The sequence below is a fragment of the Streptosporangium sp. NPDC023615 genome (assembly GCF_040640155.1).
Classification (GTDB): domain Bacteria; phylum Actinomycetota; class Actinomycetes; order Streptosporangiales; family Streptosporangiaceae; genus Streptosporangium.
The window spans coordinates 109957-134564 of the sequence record NZ_JBFABE010000007.1 but is presented as its reverse complement, the minus strand read 5'-3'; the positions used below and the strand labels follow the sequence as shown (position 1 = coordinate 134564).

Below are 24608 nucleotides of genomic sequence, written 5' to 3'. Positions count from 1 at the left end.
CCGCGTCCGCGAAGGCGCGCCCGCCTGTCCCCGCCTCCCCGCGTGTCCCCCGCTCCCCGGCCCTTCCCCGCCTTCCCCGCCCCCGGTCTTCTCCTGCCGAACGACACGGTGCCGCGGCACGGGGACCGCCGTCGCGCCGAGGAGCGCGGACCGCCGTCCGATTCCCCCGCTCAGGAGAGGACCGAGACACGGGTGCGGTGATGCCGTGGGGTGTCGATCTCGTCGATCACCGCCACCGCGAGGTCGGCGTAGGACAGGTGAGCGTCCTTCGGCTGCGGTACGGCCTCTCCCTCGATCCGGTAACGGCCGGTCCTGGGGCCCGTCACCTCCAGCAGCGCGGGCGGGGTCAGGATGAGCCAGTCGATGTCGGTGTCCTTCACCGCCCGGAGTCTGTCCAGGTCGGCCGCGTGCGCGACGGCGAACGGCCGGAGTTCGGCGGGGAAGACCGAGGGATCGTCCATCACCGGACGCCCGCGCGCGTCGTCGAGGTTCGCGAACAGGCCGATCAGCACGAGCCTGGGCACGCGCGCCTCCGTCAGTCCCTGGAGCAGGGCGTCGGCCGCCCTGGCGAAGAACCGGGGGTCGAGCCCGGCGAGCCCCTGTTCCGGGCCGGAGAACGGGCTCACCGCGTGGACCACGGCGTCATGGCCGGGCACGATCGCGGAGACCGACCGCGCGTCCGTGATGTCGCCGCGCACCACGCGGACGCCCTCCGCCTCGATGCCGGGGTGCCTGCCCGGGTCCCGGACCACGGCCGTGACGCGGTGCCCGCGCTCCCGGGCCTCGGCCGTGATCGCCCGTCCCGCCCGGCCGCCCGCCCCGAAGACGACGACGCCGCCGCCGATGCCGCCGCCGCCGCCGCCGACGCCGTCCATACCGTCGATGCCGCTCACAGTGTTCCCCTCCGGCCACGTGTCTCGCCGCCGAGAGGGACGGTATCCGCGAGATACCGGTTACCTCAAAGATACCGGGATAGCCTCGTACGCATGGCCGAGCCCTTGGATCCGCAGATGTTCGACCCCGTGTGCCCGTCCAGTGCCATGCCGATCCAGATCGGCGACAGGTGGACCGCCATGGTCGTGCTCTGCCTCGAAGGCGGCCGGCGGCGGTTCAACGAGCTGCGGGTGCCGCTGCGCGGCATCACCCCGAAGGTGCTGACCCAGACCCTGCGGGCGATGCAGCGCGACGGCCTGGTGACCCGCACCGCGTACGACGAGAACCCGCCCCGGGTCGAGTACGAGCTGACGGCGTTGGGACGCAGCCTGCTGACCCTCATCGCGGCCGCACGCGCCTGGCGCGACGATCACCTTCCCGCGCTGCTCGAGGCCCGCGCCGCGCACGACTCCTCACCGGCCCCGTCCCGGCCGGACCGGACGGCGCCCCCGGACTCCCGGACGGCCTGACCCCGCCCGGGTGGGTGTGATGCCGGCCGGGCCTGTCGGCGCCCTGTGCCAGAGTGAGCGGCATGTTCGCGATCACCGTACTGACGGAGAACGGTCACCGGCACGTCCGGGCGGGCGCGGGGAGACTCGCCGAGCTGGTCGAGGGGCTGGGCGGTGAGGACAACAGGTTCCTGATCGTCCAGCGGATCCCCGACCTGCCCGAGGTCTTCGCCCAGGTATGGCACGAGGACGGGGGCGGCTACACGCTGGAGCACCGCGACGGGGCCCCCGACCGGCACTTCCAGGTGGAGCTCGGCACACCCGAACAGGTGGTCGCGGCCATGGCCCGGTGGGCGCGCGGGGAGGACGGATGGGACTCCGGCCTGGACTGGGCCCCGCTGCGCCTGGACCTGCCCGAACCTCCCCCTCCCCTCGATCTCGGCGAGGACGAGCGCGGGCGGCTCGAAGCGCGCCTCCGTGAGGTGATCGTGGGCGGTTACACGACCCGGGCGCGGCTGGCCGAGATCGCGCGGGAGTACCTCGTGTCAGGGGACCGCCGCCCGGTCTCTCCCGCGCAGGCGCGCCGTCTGGCGGACCGGATGTGGCTGGAGCGCGTCGGGGAGCAGGCCTCCTGGGAGGGGGAGACGGACCCGGAACGACTCGGCCGCGCCTTCGCCGCCCTGGAGGCGGCGGGCATCACGGCCAGGGAGAACTTCACCTGCTGCCGCGCCTGCGGTCAGGCGGAGATCGGGGCGGCGGGCGCCCCGGACGCCCGGGGCTACGTCTTCTTCCACGATCAGTCCACGGACTCGGCCGCCGCCGGGCACGGGCTGGCACTCCTGTACGGCGCCTTCGAGGGTTCGCCGGACACGACGGCGTCCGTCGGCCGGGAGATCGTGGCCGCGCTCGGCGAGGCCGGCCTGCCGGCCGAGTGGGACGGCGACCCCCGCCGGGCCATCGCGGTCACCCCCCTGGACTGGCGCAGACGCCTCGTCGGCTGAGCGAGGCGCGCACCGTCCGCCGCCTCCGGGGACGGTGGCCGGTGCCGCGACGACCGGGACCCGGAGCGACACCCCGGGCGTCCGGCCGGTGAGGGGACGGCGAACGGGACCGGAAAAGCCACTTTCCCACCCACAGGGCGCTGGACGACTGTGCTACTTTTTGGCCATGCGGTCAAAAAACAAGGTGAGCGGCCAGGATCGTTCGTTCATCGAGGTGGCACGCCGCGCCCAGATCGTCACGTCGGCGATCGACGTGATCGCCGAGGTCGGCTACGCGCAGGCGTCGCTGGCCCGGATCGCCGAGCACGCCGGGATCAGCAAGGGCGTCATCTCCTACCACTTCGACAGCAAGGAAGAGCTGGTCCAGCAGATCGTCGACGACGCGATGATCGCCGGGGACGCCGCCGTCCGCCCCCTGATCGAGGCGCAGACCACGGCCGCGGGCATGCTGCGGGCCTACATCGAGGCGAGCGTGGAGTTCTACCGCACCCGTCAGCGGCACATGCTCGCCCTGCTGGACATCTGGACGAGCCTCCGCACCCAGGACGGCCGGCAGCGGCTCGGCGTACGCGACAACGAGAACGAGATGGGCGATGTCGAGCGGATCCTGCGGTTCGGCCAGGCCACCGGCGAGTTCGGCGAGTTCTCCACCCGGGTGATGGCGGTGACCGTCAAGCAGGCGGTCGACGGCGTGCTCCTGCTGATGGCCACCTACGACGACCTCGACTTCGACGTCTACGCGCGCGAGCTGGCCGGCCTGTTCGACCGCGCCACCCGGAAGGAGAACTGATGGAGGTGGACCTGCGGCCTCCCCGCCACCCCGTCGAGCCCAGGGCGATCCGCTGGTGGACGGCGCGGGCACTGGTCTGGGTGCTCCCGCCGGTGCTCGTGCTCGCCCTGCTGGCCGCGCTGATCCCGCCCGCCCGGCCATGGCTGCTGGCGACGCTGCTGCTCGTCGCGGTTCCCGGACTGGGATACACGCTGTGCATGCCACGTCAGCGCTACCGGATCCACCGCTGGGAGATCACCGAGGAGGCGGTCTACGCCGCCTCCGGCTGGCTGTGGCGCACGTGGCGGGTGGCGCCGATGTCACGCATCCAGACCGTCGACACCGTACGCGGCCCGTTGCAGCAGGTCTTCGGCCTGTCCGGGGTGAAGGTCACCACCGCCTCGGCGGCGGGATCGATCAGGATCCAGGGACTGGACCGGCACCAGGCCACCGACCTCGTCGAGCACCTCACCGCCAGGGCGCAGGCCGTGCCCGGGGACGCGACGTGAGCCGCCCCGAGGACGCCTGGGAGCGGCTCGACGCGCGGACGATCGCGGTCGGCCTGAGCTGGCTGGCCGGCCCCTCGATCACCGCCGCGGTGGCCCTCGCCACCCTGGGAGCCACACCGCGGACCCTCATCCCGCTCGCGACCCTGTCGCTCGTCTTCGCCGGGATCGCCGCCCTGGGCGTGCTGCGCTACGCCACCACGCGCTACAGGATCACCGGTGAGCGGGTCGAGTTCCGGTCCGGCCTCGTGTTCCGCCGGGACCGCTCGATCCCACGCGACCGGGTGCGGACCGTCGACGCGACGGCGGGGCCGGTGCACCGCCTCCTCGGCGTGACCGTGGTGCGCGTCGGCGTCGGCGAGCAGGACGCGGACCTGCGCCTGGACGCGGTCTCCCGGGCCCGGGCCGCGCGGTTGCGCCTGTTGCTCGGCCCGAGGAGCGGGACGCCCGCGGACGGGGACGCGGTGACGGGGCGTCCCGCCTGGATCGGCTACGCCCTGCTGAGCGGCTGGACCCCGCTCATCGGCCTGGCCCCCTTCGGCGCGCTCTTCCGCGTTCTGGAGATCTTCGGCCTCGAGCCCGCCGAGGTCGGCCTCCTGCGGGAGGCGTGGAACGCGGCCTCCCGGTCCCCCTGGCCGGTCGTGGCCGGGACGGCCCTCGCGGTCGTGCTCGCCGTCGGCTTCGCGGGGGCGCTGCTGCTCCACGTGGAGGTGTGGTGGCGTTTCCGGCTGACGCGCGAGACCGACGGCACCTACCGGATCCGGCGGGGCCTGCTCGGCACGCGGTCGCTGTCGCTCCAGGACGGCCGGCTGCGCGGCGTGCGGCTGGCCGAGCCGCTGCCGCTGCGCTGGGGGGGCGGCGCCCGCCTGAGCGCGCTGGTCGCCGGCGTGAACCCCGACGACAGCGAGGAGCGGACCTCCACGGCGCTGCTGCCGCCCGCGCCCCGGAAGGAGGCGCTGCGGGTGGCCGCGCGGGTGCTCGGCGCTCCCGTGCTGGCGACCCGGCTGCGCCGGCACCCGCGGGCCGCGCTGCGCCTGCGGCTGTCACGCGCCGTCTGGACGGTGGCGTTGCCGGCCGTGCCGCTGGCCTGGCTCGGCATATGGGCGAGCCGGCTCCCGGACGGGTTGTGGCTGCTCGCCCCGGTCTGCCTGCCCGTCACGTTGCTGCTGGCGGCCGACGCCTACCGCGGCCTCGGCCACGGCATGTCCGGCGACTACCTGCTGACCCGCCACGGCGCGGCCGGCCGCAGGACGACGGCGCTGCGCAGGGACGCGGTCATCGGCTGGACGGTCGGCAGGTCCCCGGCACAGCGCCGCCGGGGCCTGATGACCCTCACCGCGGCCACGTCCGCGGGTACCCACCGGGTCAGGGACGTCGGCGTCGGACAGGGGCTGGCCTTCGCCGAGGAGGCCGTCCCCGGGCTGCTGGCGCCGTTCCTGGTGCCCGCCGCACGACCGGCGGCGACCGCGTCCTCCGCGTCCTCCGTGTCCTCCGTGTCCTCAGCGTCCTCCATGTCCTCCGTGTCCTCCGTGTCCTCCGCGTCGTCGGCCCTCGGACACCGCTGACGGCACGTCCGCGCGCCACCTCCCAGGTCGTGGGCGATGCCGGGAACCCCCGGGCCGACCGCCCCGCCTCCTCTCGGCGGGCGTCACTCCGGGATGTGCGCCGATCGGAACGAGGAGGTGACCCCGGTATAGGCCAGGTGCATGACCATGCCTTCCGAGCCGTGCTTGAAGTTGTGGCAGTGGTCCATCCAGATGCCCGGGTTGTCCGCGGTGAAGTCCACCTCGAAGATCTCCCCCGGGGCGACGTTGAGCGAGTCGGCCCGCCAGGTGCCCGCGGCCGGGGCGCCGTTGCGCGACAGCACCCTCACCCGGTGCCCGTGCAGGTGCATGGGGTGGTCGATGAGGCTGCGGTTGACGATGCGGATCTTGACGCGCTCGCCCTCGGTCACCGTCAGCGTGGGCACGGCGGGGTAGAGCCTGCCGTTGATCGAGCTGCTGACGTAGCCGAAGGAGCCCTGGGCGAAGCCGAACCCGTCGTCCAGCACGACGTCGTAGGTGCGGTCGTAGGCGATCCTCCCGACCGGCTCGGCCGTGCCGTACGTCAGTGCGTCGAACCGGGGCCCGGCGCCCGGTTCCGACGCCGCGGCGGGACCGCCGGCGCCGTCGGAACCACCGCGGCCTTCGGGGCCTTCGGGGCCTTCGGGGCCACCGACGCCTTCGGGGCTTTCGGGGCTTTCGGGGACGAGGACCAGCGCGGCGGTGTTCGGGATCTCGTTGACGTCGATGGACACGGTCACGGCGCCGCGCGGCATGACGAAGGCCAGGTCGAAGCGGCCGCCCGCGGCCAGGAGCAGGTCGGTGCCCGCCGCCACGGGGGTGGCGCCCGGGATCGTGTTGCCGTCGACGGCGGTCACCGTGTACGGCGTACCCCCGAGGTGGAGCAGGTGCGGCTCCTCCGAGCTGTTGATCAGGCGCAACAGCACCGGCTCGCCCGCGGCGACGGCCTGCCGCGCGGGCCGGTCGGCGGTGTCGAAGGCGGCGATCGGATCGCCGTCGCCCGGCCAGAGGTGGGTGAAGACGGTCCGCTCCACCCCCCGCGGGGCGGGGCCGTCCTCGACGATCAGCGAGCCGAACAGGCCGCGCGCGACGGTCAGGGAGGAGTCGCGATGGGTGTGGTACCAGAAGGTCCCCGCCCGGTCGGGGACGAAGCGGTACACGTGGGTCCCTCCGGGCGGCACGGCCTCCTGGGTGACGCCGGGGACGCCGTCCTCGGCGTTGGGGACGTCGACGCCGTGCCAGTGCACGGTGACGCCCTCCTCGACGTCGGTGTTGCGCAGGGTGACCTCCAGGAGCTGCCCCGTGCGCACCCGGATCTGCGGGCCGGGCGTCTGCCCGTTGAAGGTCAGGGCGTCGATCCGGCGGCCGGAGCCCAGCGTGACGTGGCCGTGCGCGGCGGTGAGCGTGACGCGCACGTCGGGGGTACGGTCGCGCGGGCCGGTCAGCGCGGTGACGCCCGTGGAGCCGGCCGTCCCGGCGGGCCCGTCCGGCGAACCCGTGGACGCGGCCCGGTGGACACGGTGACCGCCGCTCGCCGCCGGCACGTCATGGTGGCCGCTCACCGCCACGTTGCCCTGGAAGGCCAGGAAGAGCACCACGGCGGGGGCGGCCACGAAGCCGAGCGTGGCCCAGGGGCCGCGCCGGTGGCCCATCGCCACGGTGGCCCCCATCGCGACCAGGGAGACGGCCAGCGTGAGCGGCGTCTCGGCCTGGGCGTACGGGATGAACAGCCACACCGCCGACAGCGCCACCCCGACCGCGGCCGGCCGCCTGGCCTCGGGCCATACGAAGGCTGCCGTCAGCGGGAGCACGGCGAGCGGGAGCTGGACGAGGAGACGGGTACCGGCCAGTTGCGGGCCGCCCGTCATGAGCAGGGCGGCCACGACGAGACGGGCGGCGACCGGGACGGCCGTGACGTACAGCGCCCAGCGTCCCGTCCTCCGCCCGAGGGCCGCCGCGGCGACCAGGACGGCGAAGGCCAGGACCATGTCGGCGAGGAAGAGGGGCTCGAACATCGTGGCCGTCAGTCCCAGAGCGCGATCGCGACCAGGAGGACGGCCGCGGAGAGCAGGACCCACGGCTCGGCCAGGACCAGGACGGCGGTGCCGATCAGGGCGATCCAGGCCAGGCCCTTGGCCACGCGGCGCTTGGCCCTGTTCTTGGCGGGCTTCTTGACGGGCTTCCCGGTGAGCTTTTCTCCAGGCTTCCCGGTGAGATCCCCGGCGGGGTTCTCGGCAAGCTCCTCGACGGGCTTCCCGGCGGGGTTCTCGGTGAGGTTCTCGGTGGTCATGTCATGGATCGTCATGACTCATACGCTCTCGTCAGAGCCACGACGCTCGCGTCGGTGAAAGCCACCTATCCCCGGATGTCGGGCAGCCCCCGCAACTGCTTGCGTGAGGTGAGCCCGAGCTTGCGGAAGATGTTGCGCAGGTGGGCGTCGACGGTCCTGGGACTGAGGAACAGGGTGGCCGCGACCTCCTTGGAGGTCGCCCCGTCGGCGACCAGTCGTGCGATGTGCACCTCCTGCATGGTGAGCTGCTCGGAGGGAGCGTCCGAGGAGCGACTGCGGGCGTGTTCGCCGGTGGCGCGCAGCTCGCCCGCGGCACGCTCGGCGAAGGCCTCGGCCCCGATGCCGGTCAGCGACTCGTGCGCGACGCGCAGCCGCTCGCGGGCCTCACGCCGCCGGCCCTCCCGGCGCAGCCACTCCCCGTACAGCAGGTGCGCGCGGGCCCGGTAGATCGCCACGCGGCTGCCGTCGAGGTGGCCGACGGCCTCGCGGTAGGACTCCTCGTCCCCCGTGACCAGCGCCCGCGCGTAGGCCGCCACCCCCAGCCCCCAGGCGTCCCCGCCCGCCTCCGCGCGTTCGCGCAGGTCGGCGAGGGCACCCGTGGCGACGTCGGGCGAGCCGCAGCGCACGGCGGCCTCGACCAGTTCCGGCAGGGCCATCCCGGACGTGCCGAGGTTGCCGTGCGCGACGGCGCTGCGCGCGGCCTCCAGCGCGGCCTGGTAGTTGCCCAGCCCGTTGTGGAGGACGGCCGCGCCCCACTGGACGCTGAGGGTCATCCGGGGATCCACGGCGGCGAACAGCTCGAAGGCCTCAGCCCGGCGTCCGCGCATCGCGGCCAGGTGGATGCGCGGGTAGACCAGCGGTGCCGCGCCCGTGGCCTCGGCGATGGCCTCCTCCTCGGAGATCATCTCCATGGCCGCCCCGAACTCGCCCGCGCCCACCGCGGCGGCGGCCCGCATGGCCAGCCCGATGGGCAGCGTGTGGAAGGAGCCCGACTCGCGGCCGGCCGCGGTGGCGCGCTCGGCGATGCAGCGCAGGGCGTCGTAGTTCCACAGCTCGCTCGCCAGCATGAAGCCGAGCGAGGGGTGGCGGCTCCAGACGGCCCGGTCGGCGAGGGCGGGCCGCAGCAACTCGGCCGCGGCCCCGTGCCCCCGATCGACCAGCCTGACCATGCCCTCCAGCACCGGGTTCCCCACGCCCCTGACCGCCTGGACCACCGGGGAGAAGTCGCCCATGAGGACGCCCATCTCCAGCGCGTTCAGGTAGCACTCCACGGACCGGGCCGGGTCGGTCGCCGACAGCCGCTCGGCGGCCCGCAGCAGGTGGGTGGTCGGCCGCTCGCCGCCCCGGTGGCGGACGAAGGAGAGCCTGCCCCGGAGCAGGTCGATCGCGGCGAGCTGGGCCTGGTCCGGCGAGGCCGTCTCCGCGGTGGTGAGCAGATCGGCCGCGGTGTCGAACGCGCCCACCGAGAGCTTGGCCTCGGCGGCGGCGAGCACCCGGTCGATCCGCGGGCCGGAGCCGGGGGTGAGCGCGGCGGCCCGCTCCAGGAAGGCGGCGGTGGCCGCGATACCGCCTCTGGCCTGTGCCCGGGCCGCCGACCGCTCCAGCGCCGCGGCCACCTCCTCGTCGGGTCCGACGGCGGCCTGGGCGTGGTGCCAGGCCCGCCGGTCGGGGTCGGCCACCGGGTCGGTCGCCTCGGCCAGCGCCGCGTGGGCCCGCCTCCGCTCCTCGGCGGGGGCCGCCGTGTAGGCGGCCGACCGGGCGAGCGGGTGGCTGAAGCGGACGCGGGCGCCGAACTCCACCAGCTCCGCCGCCTCCTCGGCCGCCGCGTGCTCGATGCCCAGCAGCCCGGCCGCCCGCCACAGGAGTTCCGAGTCGCCGACGGGATCGGCGGCGGCGACCGTCAGCAGGAGCCTGGCCCGCGCCGGCAGCCGCGCCAGCCGCGCGCGGAAACTCTGCTCGATCACACCGGGAGCGGGGACGCCGAAGCCGCCGGCCATCCCGGCCAGGCCCGCGCTCCTGGGCAGCTCCAGCAGGGCCAGGGGGTTGCCGCGCGCCTCGGCCAGGATGCGGTCGCGGACCCGCTCGTCCAGCGGCGCCCGGACGGCGTCGGCCAGCAGTGCCCTGGCCTCGCTCTCGCGCAGGCCGGCCAGGCCCAGGGTGGGCACCGTCCCGAACGCCGGCTCCCTGGTGGCGAACACCACGGCCACGGGCTCGTCGGCGATCCTGCGCGCCACGAAGGCCAGCGCCCTGGCCGAGGCGTCGTCCAGCCACTGCACGTCGTCGATCACGCAGAGCAGCGGGCGCTCCCGCGCGGTCTCGGCCAGCAGGCCCAGGGTCGCCACCCCGACCATGAAGGGGTCGACGGCGCCGGTGTCCAGGCCGAAGGCGATCTCCAGGGCCCGGCGGTGCGGCGGTGGCAGCTCACCCATCTGCCCCAGCAGCGGCACGCAGAGCTGGTGCAGCGCGGCGAAGGGCAGCTCGGTCTCGTACTCCGCTCCCGAGGCCTGGACGACCAGGAACCCGGACGCGCCCTCGGCGACCCGGCGCAGCAACGTGCTCTTGCCCATTCCGGGCTCCGCGGACAGCGTCAGCGCGCCACCGCGTCCCTCGCCGGCCGCCCTCACCAGGGCGTCCAGGCGTTCGATCTCGGCCTCCCGGCCGACCAGCGTGCTCATACATGCCCCGATCGCGCTGCCTAGGCGTCATATAGGTGAGAACTACCGACGCGAGCGACCGGGCACCGCTGCGAGTGTCAAGCCATGAGCGGCACACACGCCACCAGGACCGGCTGGAAGCCGTTGGGGGTCCTGGCCACGGCCCAGTTCCTCGTCGTACTGAGTACGTCGATAGTAAACGTGGCCCTTCCGGAGATCCGCGACGGCCTCGGCCTGTCGGCGGCCGGACTGACCTGGGTGATCAACGCCTACGTGCTGGTCTTCGGCGCGCTCCTGCTCCTCGGCGGCCGATCGGGCGACGTGTACGGCCTCCGCCGCGTCTTCCTGGTCGGCACCGGCCTGTTCGCGCTGTCGTCACTGGCCGCCGCGGTCGCACCGGACGCCGCGACGCTGATCGCCGCCAGGGCCCTTCAGGGCCTGGGCGCCGCGCTGCTCGCCCCCACCGCGCTCGCACTGGTGCTGACCACGTACCCCGACACCGCCCGGGGCACCGCCCTCGGCGTGTGGGGCGCGGTCTCCGGCGCGGGCGGGGCCGCGGGCGTCCTGCTCGGCGGGCTGCTCACGGACCTGTACGGCTGGCGATCGGTCTTCGCCGTGATGGTGCCCGTCGCGCTGGCCGTCCTGGTGGCCACCCGGGCCATGGTCCGCCCCTCCCCGCCGCGAGGCGGCCGGCTGGACCTGCCCGGCTCGGTGACCGTCACCGGCGGGCTGGTCGCCCTGATCCACGGGCTGTCCGGGCACTGGCCCCTCGTCGTCGCGGGCCTGGTCCTCCTGGTCGTCTTCGTGCTGCTGCAACGCCGCTCCCCCGACCCGCTGCTGCCCGCGCGCATGCGGATCGTGGCCCGGGCGAACGTGCTCATGGCCCTGCTCGGCGCGGTCTGGCTCGGCCTGTTCTACTACCTGCCCCTCTACCAGCAGCGCGAGCTCGGCCACACCCCGCTGGAGGCGGGACTCACCCAGCTGCCGCTCGCCCTCATGATCACCCTGGCGTCCTGGGCGACCCCCCGGCTGCCCGGCCGTGCCGTGCTGCCGGCGGGCCTGGCCCTGCTCGCGGCCGGACTGGCCTGGCTGGCCCGCACCCCGGCGGACGGCACGTTCCTCGCCGACCTGCTCGGCCCCTCGCTGCTGATCGGCGCCGGGCTCGGGGTCGCCTTCGTCCGGCTCACCGCCCTCGCCTCGGCCGGCGTGCCCGCCGCCGACAGCGGCCTGGCCGGCGGGCTGCTCAACGCCACCCGCCAGATCGGCGGCGCCGTCGGCCTGGCCTTCCTGACCCTCCTCCCCTCGTCCGGCTCGGCCTTCCTGGCCTGCGCCGTCATCGCCCTCCTTCTCCTCGCAAAGGCGACACTCCTATGAAAGATCTGACCAAGCCCTACCTGACCGGCCACTTCACCCCGGTCACCGACGAGATCACCGCCCACGAGCTGACCGTGCAGGGCACGCTGCCCCCCGAGCTCAACGGCCGCTACTTCCGCAACGGCCACAACCCCAAGCCCGGCGTCACCCCCTCCCACTGGTTCCGCGGCGAGGGCATGATCCACGGCCTGCGTCTGGCCGGCGGGCGGGCCGAGTGGTACCGCAACCGCTGGGTGAAGACCCCCTACCTGGACGGCGTGCCGTTCACCGGCACCGAATTGGAGGTCTCCCCGGCGGCCACCAACATCATCTTCCACGGCGGCCGCTACCTCGCGCTCCAGGAGGCCAACCTGCCCTGGGAGGTGACCGCCGAGCTCGACACCGTCGGCCCCTACGACTTCGGCGGCACGCTCACCAGCTCGATGACCGCCCACCCCAAGGAGGACCCGGCCACCGGCGAGCTGCACTTCTTCTCCTACAGCCCCTTCCCGCCCTACCTGACCTACCACGTCGCCGACGCCTCCGGGCGGATCGTCCGCACCACCGTGATCGACGGCTCCGGGCCCTCGCTCATGCACGACTTCGCCATCACCCGCGAGCACGCGGTCTTCATCAACTCGCCGGTCGTCTTCGACCACTCCGAGCACTCCGGCATCCCGTACAGATGGCACGACGAGGTGCCGCTGCGCATCGGCGTCATGCCCCGCACGGGAGCCCCCGAGGTGACGTGGTTCGAGGTCGCGCAGGGCGCGATCCTGCACGTCACCAACTCCTACGTCGACACCCGGGGCCGCGTGGTGCTGGAGGGCCCGCGCTTCGACCGCTCCGGCTGGGAGACCTCCTGGAAGTGGTGGGTCGGCGCCCCCGCCCACGGCGTCACCTTCGACGCCGGATCCACCTTCCACCGCTGGATCCTCGACCCGGCCACCGGAAAGGCGAGCGAGGAGTCGCTCGACGACCTGGTCACCGAGTTCCCCTCCATCAACGACGCCCGCACCGGCGCCTTCAACCGCTACAGCTACGCCATCGCCTTCCCCGGAGCGGGCCTGGACGGCTACTCCACCGTCAAGTTCGACACCGTCACCGGCCGGCAGCACCTGCTCGGCCACGGGCCCGGCCGCATGCCCGGCGAGGCCGTCTTCGTCCCCGCCGAGGGCGGGACCAACGAAGACGACGGCTACCTGCTCACCATCGTCAGCGACCTCCACGCGGACGCCTCCCAGCTCCTCGTCGCGGACGCCACCGACCTCACGACCGTCGCCACCGTCGAACTCCCCCGCAGGGTGCCCGCCGGCATCCACGGCCACTGGATCGAGGACGACAAGTGATCACCGCCGTCGACACCGCCGCCCCCGCCGACGGCCCGCTCACCGAGGGTTCGGTGTTCCACCGAGCCCGCTTTCGTCGAGCCCGCGAGTAATGTACGGAGATGACGACGAAGGCGTACGCGGCGCTTCTCCGGGGCGTCAACGTGAGCGGCCACAAGAGGGTCCCGATGGCCGAGCTGCGAGCGCTGCTCACCGAGCTCGGCCACGGCGGCGTACGCACCCATCTGCAGAGCGGCAACGCCGTCTTCACCACTGCAGTGGACGACGAGCAGGCGCTCGCGGCGCGGCTGGAGCAGGCCGTCGAGGAGCGCTTCGGCTTCGCCGTCGACGTCCTGGTGCGTGACCACGCGTATCTGAAGGCGGTGGTCGACACCTGCCCCTTCCCCGCGGCCTCGCTCGAGGGCAGGCAGCTGCACGTCACGTACTTCTCCGAGCCGGTCACCGCGTCGCGTCTGGCGTCCCTCGACGCGGCGCGGTACCTCCCCGAGGAGTTACGCCTCGGCGACCGGGCGCTCTACCTCTACCTCCCGGACGGCATCGGCCGCTCCAAGCTCGCGGAGGCCCTGGCGAGATCCGCGCCCGCCGACGGTGTCGTCGCCACCACCCGCAACTGGAACACCGTCGTCAAGCTGGTGGAGCTGACCCGGGACGGTCCCGCCTGACCACCGCCGTGAACGGCGGAGCCGCGTCACCGCCCCCCACCGCGACCCGCCCTGCTCCCACCGTGCCGCCCCGGTCAGGCGCGGCCCCTTCACGAGAGGGCCGCCCTGCCCCCGCCCGCGACACCGGCGACGGCCGCGCCGGCCGCAGCGAGCGCCGCCCCCACCCACATGACCGCGGAGATCGAGACACCGTCCACGACCCGGCCGCCGGCGAACGAGCCGAGCGCGATGGAGACGTTGAAGGCACCGACGAAGAGCGCCGTGCCCATCTCGCCACCGCCCGACCGCATGATCCAGAGTTGCAGGGTCACCCCCACGCCGCCGTACCCCAGGCCCCACACCACGAGCGCGATCAGGGGCAGACCGATCAGGGGCAGCGCCGCCGTGGAGAGTGCCATCAGCACGGCCAGCGTGACCAGGACCGGCCCGGGGTTCCCGGCCGCCAGCGCGCCGGCCGCGAAGTTGCCCGCCACGCCCGCGGCGCCGTACAGGAGGAGGGCGGTGCCGACGAGGGCGGGACCGGCGTGCGAGACCTGCTCCAGGAACGGCCGGACGTAGGTGTAGGCCGCGAAATGACCGGACACGATCAGGACGGTCAGGACGAGGATGACCGTGAGCGGGCCGGAGAGCCACGTGAGCCGCCCCTCCGGCGCGCGGGCCGGGGTCGCGCGGGGCAACGACTCGGGCACACGGGCCGGGGCCCCGCGGGGCGGCGACCCGGGCGCGTGAACCCGGGACTCGCGAGGCGACTCCTCAGGCGCGTGGGCCCGGGGTTGTCCTGGCAGGGGCGGCAGGGTGGTGGCCAGCAGCGCGACCAGGGCCAGGGCCAGCACCCCCATGGCGGCGAACGCGGTCCGCCACCCCGCGAACGACGAGACGAACGTCGCCGTGGGCACCCCCAGCACCGACGCCACCGACACCCCGGCCAGGATGATCGACGTGGCCCGCCCGACGGACCTCTCGGGCACCAGCCGCGGGCCGAGTCCGGCCGCGAAGGCCCAGAACCCGCCGATGCTCACCCCGGTCAGCACCCGGGCGGCCAGCATGACGGGGTGGTTCGGCGCGAACGCGCCCACCAGGTTGGACACCGCCAGCAGCGCCATCAGTCCCAGCAGCGTGACGCGCCGGTCGAGCCGCCGGGTGGTGATCGCCAGTACGGGCGCGGAGACGGCGGCGACCAGTCCGGGCGCCGACATCATCAGCCCGGCCGTCCCGTCGGAGACGCCGAGGGTGGCGGCGATCGAGGTCAGCAGGCCGACGGGCAGCATCTCGCTGGTCACGATGGTGAAGGTGCCCACCGCGACCGAGGACACGGCGAGCCAGCGTGCCCGTGGGGCGGCGGAGACATCGGTCATGGTCATACGGGCCAGCCTTCCGCCGGCCGGCGGCGGGAACAACGTCGAAGACCGAAGGCTTGGTTTAGGTGAGCTGAACGATCGTGCGGAGGCGGGGATGGAGTTCAGGGAGCTGGAGTGCTTCGTCGTACTCAGCGAGGAACTGCACTTCGCGCGTACGGCCGAGCGTCTCTACCTGTCACCCGGCAGGGTGAGCCAGCTCATGCGCTCGCTGGAGACCAGGATCGGCGGGCGGCTCTTCGAGCGGACCAGCAGGCGCGTGCGCCTCACGCCCCTGGGCGAACGTTTCCTGGCCGACCTGCGCCCCTCCTACGACGGCCTCGCGAACGCGGTCGACCGGGCGAAGGCGGCCGCCCGCGAGGTGACGGGCGTGCTCAGGCTCGGCTTCCTGGCCACGCCCACGGATGTCGTCACCGGCAGCGTGCGTGCCTTCGAGCGCCGGCACCCGGGCTGTGAGGTGGAGCTGGTGGAGATCCCGCTGTCGGACCCCTTCGGCAGGCTGCGGGCCGGGCAGGTGGACATCGCGTTCACGCTGCTCCCGGTGGACGAGCCCGATCTGGCGACGGGTGAGGGACTGAACCGGGTCTCGTACCGGCTCGGCGTCTCCTCACGCCACCCGCTGGCCGCCCGGGCGAGCATCGGCGCCGAGGAGCTGGCCGGCGTGCCCCTGATCGGCCTGGACGGCCCGGCTCCGCGCGCGTGGCGCGAGCGGGTGGCACCGCCCGCGACCCCCTCCGGCCGCCCCATTCCCCTGGCCGGTACGGTCTCCACCAGCCAGGAAGGGCTGACCCGGGTGGCGCTCGGCCGGGGCGGCATGCTGTTCTGCACCCCTACGGCGGCCCACCACAGGCGCCCGGACGTCAGCTTCGTCCCCGTCACGGGGCTGCCTCCCTCCGTCCTCGGCCTGGCCTGGGTGAAGGCGGCGGAGACGGCGGCGATCAGGACGTTCAACGAGGTGGCCGTCGGACACGCGCTCAGGGCAGCGGTCCCGGTGGCGTGAGACGTACCGGAGACCGGAGGGAGAGGCCGGTCGCCGCACCGGCCCCTTCAAGGTCTTCTTCGCGTCCGGTGATGCGCGATGCGCGGTGACGGCACGGTTCCTCCCGGCCCTTGAACGCGTCATCCGCGCCGAACCGGATGTCCCCCTCCTCGTCAGGGGCGGGACGGTGACCCGGTCGCCGCGTTCCGGACTCACGCCGAGACCTCGCCGGCCCGAAGTCGCCCCGAGCGGGAGCTCGCGCCGCCGAGGCCACGGAAGCCCATGGGGCGTTGACTTTGTCGCAAGCTATGACGCATCCTGTTGCTACAAAACTTGAGACAAAGGAGGCGCCATGACCCGCGAACCGTCACCGGACGCCGGCCCGCAGGCGCGTGCGGCCGATCTGCGACTGGCGGGCGAGTGGCTGGCCCAGCACGACCTGGCCGATGTCCACCCGACCCCGCTGCTGGCCAGCCGGCTGGCGGTCCGCAGGCGCGCCCGCCTCGCCGCCCAGGTCATCCTGGCCGTGTTGATCATCGCGAGCGCGCTCGTCGCCGCCTCCGCCTTCGGCGGCTCCTCCCAGCGCCCGCTGCCGCTGCTGGCCCTGGCCGCGCTGGTGGCCGGGCTGCTGCTGGCGCAGTCGCTGCTCGACCGGTGGGTCCGGCGCGTCGACCAGCAGGCGGGCGCGACGCTGTCGCGCCGGGCCGCCCATCCGATCCAGCCCGGCTGGCGGGCCGTGCTCGGCCGGCCGTTCGCCGTCTTCACGGCCGTCACGTTCGCCGGCGCGATGGCGCTGGCCGGGAGCGCCCTGGCCGTCCCCGACCCCACCGTGCGGCAACTGGCCGTCGTGCTGCTGATCGGCCTGCTCGGCGTGACGGCCATCACCGTCATGCAGCTGCGCCACCTGCTCAGGCACCCGGTCGTGGCGCAGGACGAGGAGTCGCTGACCGCCGACGTCATCATGCGCGTGGAGGACGCCCGCGAGCTCACCACGCCGAGCGTGCAATGGACGCTGCCCATGGTGCTGTTGTTCGGCACCGCGCCCGGCTGGTGGAGTGCCGCCGCAGTGGCCTACCTGCTCCTGAGCCTGGCCGCGCTCGTCGTGCTCCACGCCAGGATGCCGTCGAGCGCGACGGTGGCCCGGCGGGCCATGAGCGCCCGATGATCGTCATCGACGCGGCCTCGCCGGTGCCGCCGTTCGAGCAGCTTCGGGCCCAGCTCGCCCGGCAGATCCAGGAGCGCACGCTGGCCGTGGGCACCCGGCTGCCGACCATCCGCCACCTCGCGGCCGACCTCGGCCTGGCCGTCAACACGGTCGGCCGGGCCTACCGGGAGCTGGAGGAGGCCGGGCTGATCGAGACGCGCGGGCGCGCGGGGTCGTTCGTGTCGGCCGCCGGCGAGGAGGGCCGGGAACGGGCACGCCGGGCCGCCGCCGACTACGCGGCCGTGATCGCCAGCGTCGGCATCGACGCGGGCGAGGCGCTCCGCATCGTGCAGGCGGCCCTGACGGCAGGTACGGCGGCACCGGCCTCGTCATGACCGCGACCCGGTCGCGGGGTCATGCCGCCGGGCACGCACCACCGGCGCAGCGGCCGATCAGGCGGCGTCCGGACCGGCGCGCGGAAGGGGAATCGGTGAGCCCGAGACGGTCACCCCCGCGATGTCCCACCTCGCCTCTGATCTGACGCGAACCTCGGAACGCGACCGCCCCCTCCCGGCCGCGTCAGCCCCTCGACCGGCGGCTCGCATACGTTCCCCACCTGAAGGTCGCCGGCAGGGGCGGCCCTGGAGGTCGCCGGGAGGGGCGGCCCCGGCTTCGCGCCGCACACGCGGCAGCCACTCGAAACGGGAGATCCTTTTCACATGAGTATCCGGTACGCATGGTCCGAACGCTTCCATGCACGGCGTCCGGTGACCGGGGGTTCTGGTCACCCGGTGGTCGGTCCACTCGGCGATCTGCATCCTCCGGCCACCGAGGCGGAGATCCGTGAGCTCGAAGAGCGGCTGGGTGCGGAACTGCCGCCGAGTTACCGGCAGCTTCTCCTGTTGACCGACGGGTGGGGCAGCGACGACGACTGCCGCCTGCTGCGCGTCGAGGAGGTCGGCCGGCTCCGTGACGCCGACCCCTCGCTCGCCGAGTGCTGGTCGGAACCCAAGCCCGAGAACTCATGGAGCGTGCCCGACGAGCTCTACTTCGTCTACGGACGGGAGCAGGACTCCATCCGGTACAGGGGGGAGTACGTGCCCGACACCCTTCTGATCGGATACTGGGCCGACGGAGCGGCTCTCCTCAATCCTCACGTCAGGACCTCCGAGGGTGAGTGGGAAGCCTGGTACCTCTCGCCGTCGCTGCCCGGGGCTGACCGTTACAGGTCCTTCTGGGACCTCGCGACGGACGAGCTGGGAATGCGATACCCACGCTGATGTCCCTTCGGTCATCGAGCTTCGCCGTCCCGGGTTCTTCACGGCGGTGGTCATGCGCGTGGGCGGCGACCGCCCGACGCGCGACGGGGCGCCGCAGGCGGCATGCCCTTGACCCCGCGGTGACACTCGTCACTGAAAACGGCTCCGGCCCTCGATCGCCGGACACGCCGGGCGATCGAGGGCCAGGAGCTGGCTGAATCCGCGGGCCTACGCCTCGCCTGAGGTCAGGCCGACCGGGCAGGAGATCCCGGTGCCGCCAGCACCGCAGTAACCCGCGAGGTGACGGCGGTATGACGACAGCTTTCCCGTCGGCGTCGGACTCCGGCTCAAGCGGCAGGAGCGCGTGGCGTCAGGCGAACCTCGACATCCGCGTCCAGGGCACGCGCCAGACGCTCCAGAACCGGCAGCGTGGGAATGGTCCCCCCCGCCTCGAACCGCGCCACGGCCGACTGTGTCATGCCCGCCGCGCGAGCCAGATCGTTCTGACTCCAGCCTCGCCCCTCACGCATCCCCCGGACCGTCCTACCCAACTCGTAGGCGAGACGTGTGGCCTCGTAGGCCTCGGCCGCGCCCGGCTCGGCCATCCGGCGATCTCTGAGCTCTCGCCAATCCCCCTGCTCGCTCATGCTGTTTCTTCTTCCTCGTCGACGGTGTGCGCCAGTTCGACACAGCGACGCATGGCTCGCCGGGCCCGCTCGACCTCACGGTCATCACGCGTGCGCGTCTTGTGGAACACGGTCAAGAGCACGATGCGGCGATGAGGTGCGATCCAGCAGGTGATGCGCACAGCGAGTTCGTCACAATGAAACCGAAGCTCACGTAGCTTGCCGTCCAGTTGCTTCGTATAGGGCTCTCCCAGCAGAGGCCCTTCCACCGCAAGCAGATCGACATAGAAGGCCACCCTCGCGAACGATGCCGCGGGGAGACCTTCAAGCCACTTTCGAACTTCCGGTTCCAGTTCTACGGTACCCCAGCTCATAGCGTTGATGCTATGGGCCACACCTCCGTCGCACTCTGCTTTCAACCGAACACAGCCGTCCGCCGCAGGAGCATCCTCGGTGAGGACGACGGAATCGGATGGTCGACGAATATGGCTCTCGCCCACAGGTGGGCGAGAGCCATATGAGTGAACCCGAGAGGCTACTTCTCGGTCGGAGCCAGGCCCGTCTGGCAGGCGCCCCACTCGGACGGGTCACCCAGCTTGACGTTGGTGCCGCCGATACCGCAGTGGCATAGAGCCTTCGTGCCTGTCGTTCCTCGGGTGAATCCGGGATCCACGGCAGAACTGCCATGAATCATACGGCAGAACTGCCATGCCCCTTGCGGCAAATCTGCCACGTATGAACTGATGACGGCTACCCTCACCCCCATGGACATCGATGATCTCACCCTCTTTCCACGCCGGGCGAAGGCCATGGCGATGGAGGCACTCGCGGACACCCGGGTGGTGGTGATCAATGGTGCCCGGCAGGTCGGCAAGAGCACCCTGGCCCAGGCGATCGTGCGCGGCACGGCGAAGTCCGGCGAGCTCTACCTGGATCAGGCGGCCGTACGAGCGGCGGCCCGGCAGGATCCGGACGGGATCGTACGTCATGACGGGCTCCTCCTCATCGATGAGATCCAGCGCGTGCCCGACCTGCTCCTGTCCATCAAGCGGGAGGTGGACGCCGACCCCCGGCCCGGGCGCTTCCTGCTGACCGGATCCGCCCGCCTCCTGGGCCTGCGCGACCTTCCGGACGCGCTGCCCGGCAGGTCCGAGACGATCGAACTCTGGCCGCTCTCCCAGGGGGAGATCGAGCAGAGTGCCGACGGATTCGTGGATGCGGTATTCCGCCACGGCCCCGACCTCACCGTCCCGAGAGCCACCCTCCGCAGGAACGACTATCTGGACCGCGCGCTGAAAGGCGGCTACCCGGAAGCCGTCCACCGCTCCTCGCATCGCAGAAGGGCACGCTTCTTCGAGTCCTACATCTCCGATCTGATCAACCGGGACGTGAAACAGGTCTCCGACATCGAGCGCCCGGCCGACATGCGTCGCCTGCTCAACGTTCTGTGCGGGCGGATGGCCGGCCTGGCCGTGATCGACAACATCAGCCGCGACCTCGGCGTGCCGCGCAACACAGTGAAACGGTACGTCGACCTACTCGATCTGGTGTACGTCGTCCGGCGGATTCCCGCCTGGTCCTCCAACGCGACCACGCGCGCCGTCGCCACGCCCAAGCTCCTGGTGGTCGACTCCGGACTCGGCGCGCATCTGGCCGGGCTCACCCCGGCCCGGGTCGCCGACATCACGGCGCCCGTGGGCCCGCTACTGGAGAACTTCACCCTCGGGGAGTTGGCCCGCCAGTTGACGTGGGCGGAGGAACCCGTACGGCTCTACCACTACCGTGATCGAGACGGGGTCGAGGTCGACGGCATCCTGGAGCGCGCCTCCGGCGAGGTCGTCGGCATCGAGGTCAAGGCGGCGGAGACCGTACGCGCCGATGACTTCAAAGGGCTGCGGCACCTGGCCCGCAGACTCGGCGACCGGTTCATCGCGGGATACGTTCTCTACGCCGGCCGGGAAACGCTCCCTTTCGGAGACCGGATGCGGGCTCTTCCGTTGTCCGCGCTGTGGAAGGCGTCACCGGCTCCCTGACACGCCGGATCCGTCGTTTCCCGGCGGCCCATCCCCAGGAGAGAGGCGATACGCACACGACCGGACGGCGCGGGTGGTGCTGTACATGGCACGGCACTCACGCCCGTCGCCGGTGACCTCGAACCTCCCTTGCCCCGATCCTGACCGCCGTGGCGACGAGTCACGGGGTCGCCGCGTCGAGACGGCTCGCGCCCAGAAATCGAGCGCGAGCCGTCTGGCGAGATCCGGGGAATCACTCCTCGGTCGGAACCAGGCCCGTCTGACAGGCGCCCCACTCGGACGGGTCACCCAGCTTGACGTTGGTGCCGCCGATGCCGCAGTAGCCGCCCGGGTTCTTGAAAAGATACTGCTGGTGATACTCCTCCGCGAAGAAGTAGTCCCCCGCAGGAGCGATCTCGGTGGTGACGGAGTCGTAGCCGGAGTCGGTGAGCACCTTCTGGTAGGCGTCACGCGAGGTGAGCGCCGACTTCTCCTGCTCGGGCGAGTGGAAGTAGATCGCCGAGCGGTACTGCGTGCCGACGTCGTTGCCCTGGCGCATGCCCTGGGTGGGGTCGTGCGCCTCCCAGAAGACGCGGAGCAACTCCTCGTACGAGACCCTGGTCGGGTCGAAGACGACGCGGACGAGCTCGGTGTGGCCGGTGCGCCCGGAACAGACCTCCTCGTAGGTCGGGTTCGGGGTGTGGCCGCCCGCGTAGCCGACCGAGGTGGTGATCACGCCGGGGGTCTGCCAGAAGATGCGCTCGGCGCCCCAGAAACAGCCGAGCCCGAAGTCGGCGATCTCGCTTCCCTCGGGGTAGGGCGGGGCGAGCGGGGCGTCGAGGACCGCGTGGCGACCGGGCACCGTGATCGGTGCGGGGCGGCCCGGGAGCGCGTCCTCCGGGGACACCATCGTGGTCTTGTTGCCGAACAACCAGCCCATCGTGAACCTCCTCCTGACACGTTCTCACCAGGTGGCAACCCGTGGTGGCCCCGGGATGTTCCCGGAAGGATTTCTTAACAGTCAGAAAAGCACTACTAAATTGTGTTAAATCATGTAAGCAGCGAAGATGGGGCACATGCCTGAAGCACGCCGTGGAGTTCTGTACGGCATCGCCGCCTACTCCATGTGGGGCCTGTTCCCGCTCTACTGGCCCCTCCTGAAGCCGTCGGGCGCCCTGGAGATCCTGGCCCATCGTATGGCCTGGTCCCTGGTCGCCGTCGTGGTCATCCTGGCGGTGCGCCGCCACTGGTCGTGGTTCCGCGAGTTGGTGCGCACCCCGGCGAAGCTCGGTCTCCTCGCGTTGGCCGCGGTGGTCATCACGGTCAACTGGGGTCTCTACATCTATGCCGTCAACACCGGGCACGTGATCGAGAGCGCGCTCGGCTACTTCATCAATCCGCTGGTCAGCGTGGTCTTCGGGGTCTTCCTGCTGAAGGAGCGGCTGCGTCCGTGGCAGTGGGCGGCGGTGGGGCTGGGCACCGTGGCGGTGCTGTTGCTGACCGTCGACCACGGGCGCCCGCCGTGGATCGCCCTGGGGCTGGCCGTCTCCTTCGGCAGTTACGGCCTGATCAAGAAGATCGCCGGGGTGGGGGCCGCGGAGAGCATGACGGTCGAGACGCTGGTGCTGCTGCCGTTCGCGCTGGGCTACCTGTTCCACCTGAGCGCGCAGGGGACGAACACGTTCGGGCACTGGGGGGCGGGCCACGCGCTCCTGCTGGCCGGGGCGGGGGTGGTGACCGCCGTCCCGCTGCTGTGCTTCACCGCCGCCGCGAACCGGGTGCCGCTCACCACGATCGGGCTGCTGCAGTACATCGCCCCGATCCTGCAGTTCCTGTGCGGGGTGCTCGTGGTACGCGAGGTCATGCCGCCCAGCCGCTGGCTGGGGTTCGTCATCATCTGGCTGGCGCTGTCGGTCTTCACCTGGGACAGCCTCCGCGCGGCCGGGGAGGCCCGGCACGCGGCGGCCGCCGCGCCGGTGACCGCGAGGACCTGACCGGCGGCGGAACGTCACAACGGCCGTGGCGGCTCTCCGGAGCCGTCTCGGAACCGTGCCGGAACCGGCTCAGGAGCCGCGTACGGCGTGGACCAGCGGGGTGAGGGCGGGGTGGTCGACACCGGCCTGTTCCAGCGCCGAGGCCAGCGAGCGCTCGTAGGTGGGGGTCGCGTCGGCCAGGCGGGCGCGTCCGGCGTCGGTGATCACCGAGTAGACGCCCCTGCGGTCGTCCGCGCAGAGGTCGCGGCGGGTCATCCCGGCCTCTTCGAGACGGGCGACGAGGCGCGTCACCGAGCTCTGGTTGAGCCCCACGGCCTCGGCGAGTTCCTGCATGCGCATGCAGCCCCGGGGGGCGATGTCGAGCCGGCACAGGGCGCGGTATTCCGAGAGGCCGAGGCCGTGCCCCCGCTGGAGGGCCTTGGCCAGCTCGGCCTCCACACGGGCGTGCAAGAGGGCGAAGTAGTCCCACGACATGGTGATGCCTCCTGATGTGCTGTCGACAGGAGTCTACATGCACGTGCAAGATTTGTTTGCGCATGCATGTCTCCGTGTCCCCGATCCCCGGCCGGGACGGCACTGTACGGGACCCCGCCCCGCGGGAGACGCCGAGGAGCGCCGCGCGGCAGGGGACGTGCCCCGCACACGCGCTCCCGCCGGGGGTGCCGCACGCGGTACACCCGCCAGAGGCGACGGCCCCGGGGCCGTCAGCCGGAGCGCTCGACCACGTAGTCGCACAGGGCCAGGTAGGCGGTGCGCGCCGGGATGTCGGGAAGCCCCGCGAGGTCCTGCCGGGCCCGGTCGGTCCAGGCGAGAAGCTCGGCGCGGGCGCGCTCCATGGCGGGGTCGGCGCGGAGCAGGGTCAGGGTCTCCTCGACGTCCTCCTCGGCCACCGGCCCCGCCAGCAGCTCGCGCAGGCGGGTGCTCCCGGGCGCGTCCGAGGCCAGCGCGTAGAGCACGGGAAGGGTCCGGATGCCCTCGCGCAGGTCGGTGCCGGGCGTCTTGCCCGACTGGACCGACTCGGCGGCGACGTCCAGCAGGTCGTCGCTGAGCTGCCAGGCGACCCCGATGGCCTCGCAGGCGCGGGTGACGCGCTCGACGATGTCGGGCGAGGCCCCGCTGAGCAGGGCGCCGAGGCGGCCGGAGGTGGCGATCAGCGAGCCGGTCTTGTCGGCCAGCACCCCGATGTAGTGGGCGATCGGGTCCTCGCCGGGACGGGCGCCGATGGTCTCGCGGATCTGGCCCCGCACCAGGCGGGAGAAGGTCTGGGCCTGGATCCTGATGATGTCCGGCCCGAGATCGGCGAGGATCTCCGAGGCCTGGGCGAACAGGTAGTCGCCGGTCAGGATCGCCACGGTGTTGTCCCAGCGGGCGTTCGCCGAGGGGGAACCCCGGCGGACCCGTGCCTCGTCCATCACGTCGTCGTGGTAGAGCGTCGCCAGGTGGGTCAGCTCGATCACCACCGCCCCGGGCACCACGCCCGGGGCGTCCGGCGAACCGAACTGGGCGGCGAGCAGCACCAGCATGGAGCGGAACCGCTTGCCGCCCGCCTCGATGAGGTGCTTGGACGCCTCCGTGACGAAGGCGTCGTCGCTCTGCACCGAGGACCGCAGCAGCTTCTCGACCTCTGCCAGGCCCGATGCGACGTCCTGCGCCAGCCGCTCGTCGACGAACGGGAGATCAACAACCGGTGGCGCAGCCATGGACCATTACT

Annotated in this window: 24 protein-coding genes; 14 read left to right on the top strand and 10 right to left on the bottom strand. The window is 72.6% G+C overall.

Features of this window, described 5'->3' with window-relative positions; genetic code table 11:
• Positions 1-170 precede the first annotated feature (170 nt).
• Positions 171-893 carry an NAD(P)H-binding protein gene (locus AB0G16_RS08250; protein ID WP_362800574.1) on the bottom strand — a complete coding sequence of 241 codons (723 nt, stop codon included), beginning with the start codon at positions 891-893 and terminating at the stop codon, positions 171-173.
• A gap of 93 nt (positions 894-986) precedes the next feature.
• Here AB0G16_RS08250 and AB0G16_RS08245 point away from each other — a divergent pair, with 93 nt between their 5' ends.
• From AB0G16_RS08245 to AB0G16_RS08225, 5 genes are all read left to right on the top strand, one after another.
• Positions 987-1403: a helix-turn-helix domain-containing protein gene (locus AB0G16_RS08245; protein WP_362800571.1), complete on the top strand. Its 417-nt coding sequence runs from the start codon at positions 987-989 to the stop codon at positions 1401-1403.
• 62 nt (positions 1404-1465) lie between these two features.
• Positions 1466-2383 (top strand): hypothetical protein, encoded by a 918-nt coding sequence (locus AB0G16_RS08240; RefSeq protein ID WP_362800568.1) that lies wholly within the window; start codon positions 1466-1468, stop codon positions 2381-2383.
• Positions 2384-2549: 166 nt separating this feature from the next.
• On the top strand, positions 2550-3173 hold the full coding sequence (locus AB0G16_RS08235; RefSeq protein ID WP_362800565.1) for a TetR family transcriptional regulator: 624 nt from the start codon (positions 2550-2552) through the stop codon (positions 3171-3173).
• Positions 3173-3661 (top strand): PH domain-containing protein, encoded by a 489-nt coding sequence (locus tag AB0G16_RS08230; RefSeq protein ID WP_362800562.1) that lies wholly within the window; start codon positions 3173-3175, stop codon positions 3659-3661. Before AB0G16_RS08235 ends, AB0G16_RS08230 begins: the two co-directional genes overlap by 1 nt.
• The gene (locus AB0G16_RS08225) at positions 3658-5223 is read left to right on the top strand and encodes a PH domain-containing protein (protein ID WP_362800559.1); all 1566 of its coding nucleotides are present in this window, start codon (positions 3658-3660) and stop codon (positions 5221-5223) included. The genes AB0G16_RS08230 and AB0G16_RS08225 overlap by 4 nt, the downstream gene beginning before the upstream one ends.
• Positions 5224-5306: 83 nt before the next feature.
• On the opposite strand, the gene AB0G16_RS08220 is transcribed toward AB0G16_RS08225, so the two are convergent.
• The 3 genes from AB0G16_RS08220 to AB0G16_RS08210 are packed head-to-tail and all read right to left on the bottom strand — an operon-like array spanning position 5307 to position 10185.
• The gene (locus tag AB0G16_RS08220) at positions 5307-7235 is read right to left on the bottom strand and encodes a multicopper oxidase family protein (protein ID WP_362800556.1); all 1929 of its coding nucleotides are present in this window, start codon (positions 7233-7235) and stop codon (positions 5307-5309) included.
• A gap of 8 nt (positions 7236-7243) precedes the next feature.
• Positions 7244-7525: a hypothetical protein gene (locus AB0G16_RS08215; RefSeq protein ID WP_362800553.1), complete on the bottom strand. Its 282-nt coding sequence runs from the start codon at positions 7523-7525 to the stop codon at positions 7244-7246.
• A gap of 50 nt (positions 7526-7575) precedes the next feature.
• Positions 7576-10185, bottom strand: coding sequence for an AAA family ATPase (locus AB0G16_RS08210; RefSeq protein ID WP_362800550.1), 2610 nt, complete (start codon positions 10183-10185; stop codon positions 7576-7578).
• A gap of 84 nt (positions 10186-10269) precedes the next feature.
• On the opposite strand from AB0G16_RS08210, the gene AB0G16_RS08205 reads away from it, so the two are divergent.
• The 3 genes from AB0G16_RS08205 (at position 10270) to AB0G16_RS08195 (ending at position 13528) form a co-directional block, all read left to right on the top strand.
• Positions 10270-11538 (top strand): MFS transporter, encoded by a 1269-nt coding sequence (locus tag AB0G16_RS08205; RefSeq protein WP_362800547.1) that lies wholly within the window; start codon positions 10270-10272, stop codon positions 11536-11538.
• Positions 11535-12866 carry a carotenoid oxygenase family protein gene (locus tag AB0G16_RS08200; RefSeq protein WP_362800544.1) on the top strand — a complete coding sequence of 444 codons (1332 nt, stop codon included), beginning with the start codon at positions 11535-11537 and terminating at the stop codon, positions 12864-12866. Before AB0G16_RS08205 ends, AB0G16_RS08200 begins: the two co-directional genes overlap by 4 nt.
• A gap of 101 nt (positions 12867-12967) precedes the next feature.
• Positions 12968-13528 carry a DUF1697 domain-containing protein gene (locus AB0G16_RS08195; RefSeq protein WP_362800541.1) on the top strand — a complete coding sequence of 187 codons (561 nt, stop codon included), beginning with the start codon at positions 12968-12970 and terminating at the stop codon, positions 13526-13528.
• An 89-nt stretch (positions 13529-13617) separates the two neighbouring features.
• On the opposite strand, the gene AB0G16_RS08190 is transcribed toward AB0G16_RS08195, so the two are convergent.
• Positions 13618-14889, bottom strand: coding sequence for an MFS transporter (locus AB0G16_RS08190; protein ID WP_362800538.1), 1272 nt, complete (start codon positions 14887-14889; stop codon positions 13618-13620).
• 91 nt (positions 14890-14980) lie between these two features.
• Here AB0G16_RS08190 and AB0G16_RS08185 point away from each other — a divergent pair, with 91 nt between their 5' ends.
• The 4 genes from AB0G16_RS08185 (at position 14981) to AB0G16_RS08170 (ending at position 18286) form a co-directional block, all read left to right on the top strand.
• Entirely contained in the window at positions 14981-15883 is a 903-nt protein-coding gene (locus tag AB0G16_RS08185) for a LysR family transcriptional regulator (RefSeq protein ID WP_362800535.1), read from the top strand.
• A 331-nt stretch (positions 15884-16214) separates the two neighbouring features.
• Complete coding sequence (locus AB0G16_RS08180) at positions 16215-17027, top strand: hypothetical protein (protein WP_362800533.1); 813 nt, start codon at positions 16215-16217, stop codon at positions 17025-17027.
• Complete coding sequence (locus tag AB0G16_RS08175; protein WP_362800530.1) at positions 17024-17401, top strand: GntR family transcriptional regulator; 378 nt, start codon at positions 17024-17026, stop codon at positions 17399-17401. The genes AB0G16_RS08180 and AB0G16_RS08175 overlap by 4 nt, the downstream gene beginning before the upstream one ends.
• 396 nt (positions 17402-17797) lie before the next feature.
• Positions 17798-18286 carry an SMI1/KNR4 family protein gene (locus tag AB0G16_RS08170; protein ID WP_362800527.1) on the top strand — a complete coding sequence of 163 codons (489 nt, stop codon included), beginning with the start codon at positions 17798-17800 and terminating at the stop codon, positions 18284-18286.
• Between the two features lie 326 nt (positions 18287-18612).
• On the opposite strand, the gene AB0G16_RS08165 is transcribed toward AB0G16_RS08170, so the two are convergent.
• Together AB0G16_RS08165 and AB0G16_RS08160 are read right to left on the bottom strand one after the other, a co-directional pair.
• Positions 18613-18912 carry a helix-turn-helix transcriptional regulator gene (locus AB0G16_RS08165; protein ID WP_362800525.1) on the bottom strand — a complete coding sequence of 100 codons (300 nt, stop codon included), beginning with the start codon at positions 18910-18912 and terminating at the stop codon, positions 18613-18615.
• Positions 18909-19265: a type II toxin-antitoxin system RelE/ParE family toxin gene (locus AB0G16_RS08160; RefSeq protein ID WP_362800523.1), complete on the bottom strand. Its 357-nt coding sequence runs from the start codon at positions 19263-19265 to the stop codon at positions 18909-18911. The genes AB0G16_RS08165 and AB0G16_RS08160 overlap by 4 nt, the downstream gene beginning before the upstream one ends.
• A gap of 390 nt (positions 19266-19655) precedes the next feature.
• On the opposite strand from AB0G16_RS08160, the gene AB0G16_RS08155 reads away from it, so the two are divergent.
• Positions 19656-20924 (top strand): ATP-binding protein, encoded by a 1269-nt coding sequence (locus AB0G16_RS08155; RefSeq protein WP_362800520.1) that lies wholly within the window; start codon positions 19656-19658, stop codon positions 20922-20924.
• A gap of 232 nt (positions 20925-21156) precedes the next feature.
• On the opposite strand, the gene msrA is transcribed toward AB0G16_RS08155, so the two are convergent.
• The gene (gene msrA, locus AB0G16_RS08150) at positions 21157-21843 is read right to left on the bottom strand and encodes a peptide-methionine (S)-S-oxide reductase MsrA (RefSeq protein WP_362800517.1); all 687 of its coding nucleotides are present in this window, start codon (positions 21841-21843) and stop codon (positions 21157-21159) included.
• Between the two features lie 136 nt (positions 21844-21979).
• Between msrA and rarD the strand changes: the two genes are divergently transcribed.
• A complete protein-coding gene (gene rarD, locus AB0G16_RS08145; RefSeq protein ID WP_362800514.1) occupies positions 21980-22897 on the top strand; it encodes an EamA family transporter RarD in 918 nt (305 codons plus the stop codon).
• Positions 22898-22966: 69 nt separating this feature from the next.
• On the opposite strand, the gene AB0G16_RS08140 is transcribed toward rarD, so the two are convergent.
• Together AB0G16_RS08140 and AB0G16_RS08135 are read right to left on the bottom strand one after the other, a co-directional pair.
• Positions 22967-23371 carry a MarR family transcriptional regulator gene (locus AB0G16_RS08140; protein WP_362800511.1) on the bottom strand — a complete coding sequence of 135 codons (405 nt, stop codon included), beginning with the start codon at positions 23369-23371 and terminating at the stop codon, positions 22967-22969.
• 230 nt (positions 23372-23601) lie between these two features.
• A complete protein-coding gene (locus AB0G16_RS08135) occupies positions 23602-24597 on the bottom strand; it encodes a polyprenyl synthetase family protein (RefSeq protein WP_362800508.1) in 996 nt (331 codons plus the stop codon).
• Between the last annotated feature and the right edge of the window lie 11 nt (positions 24598-24608).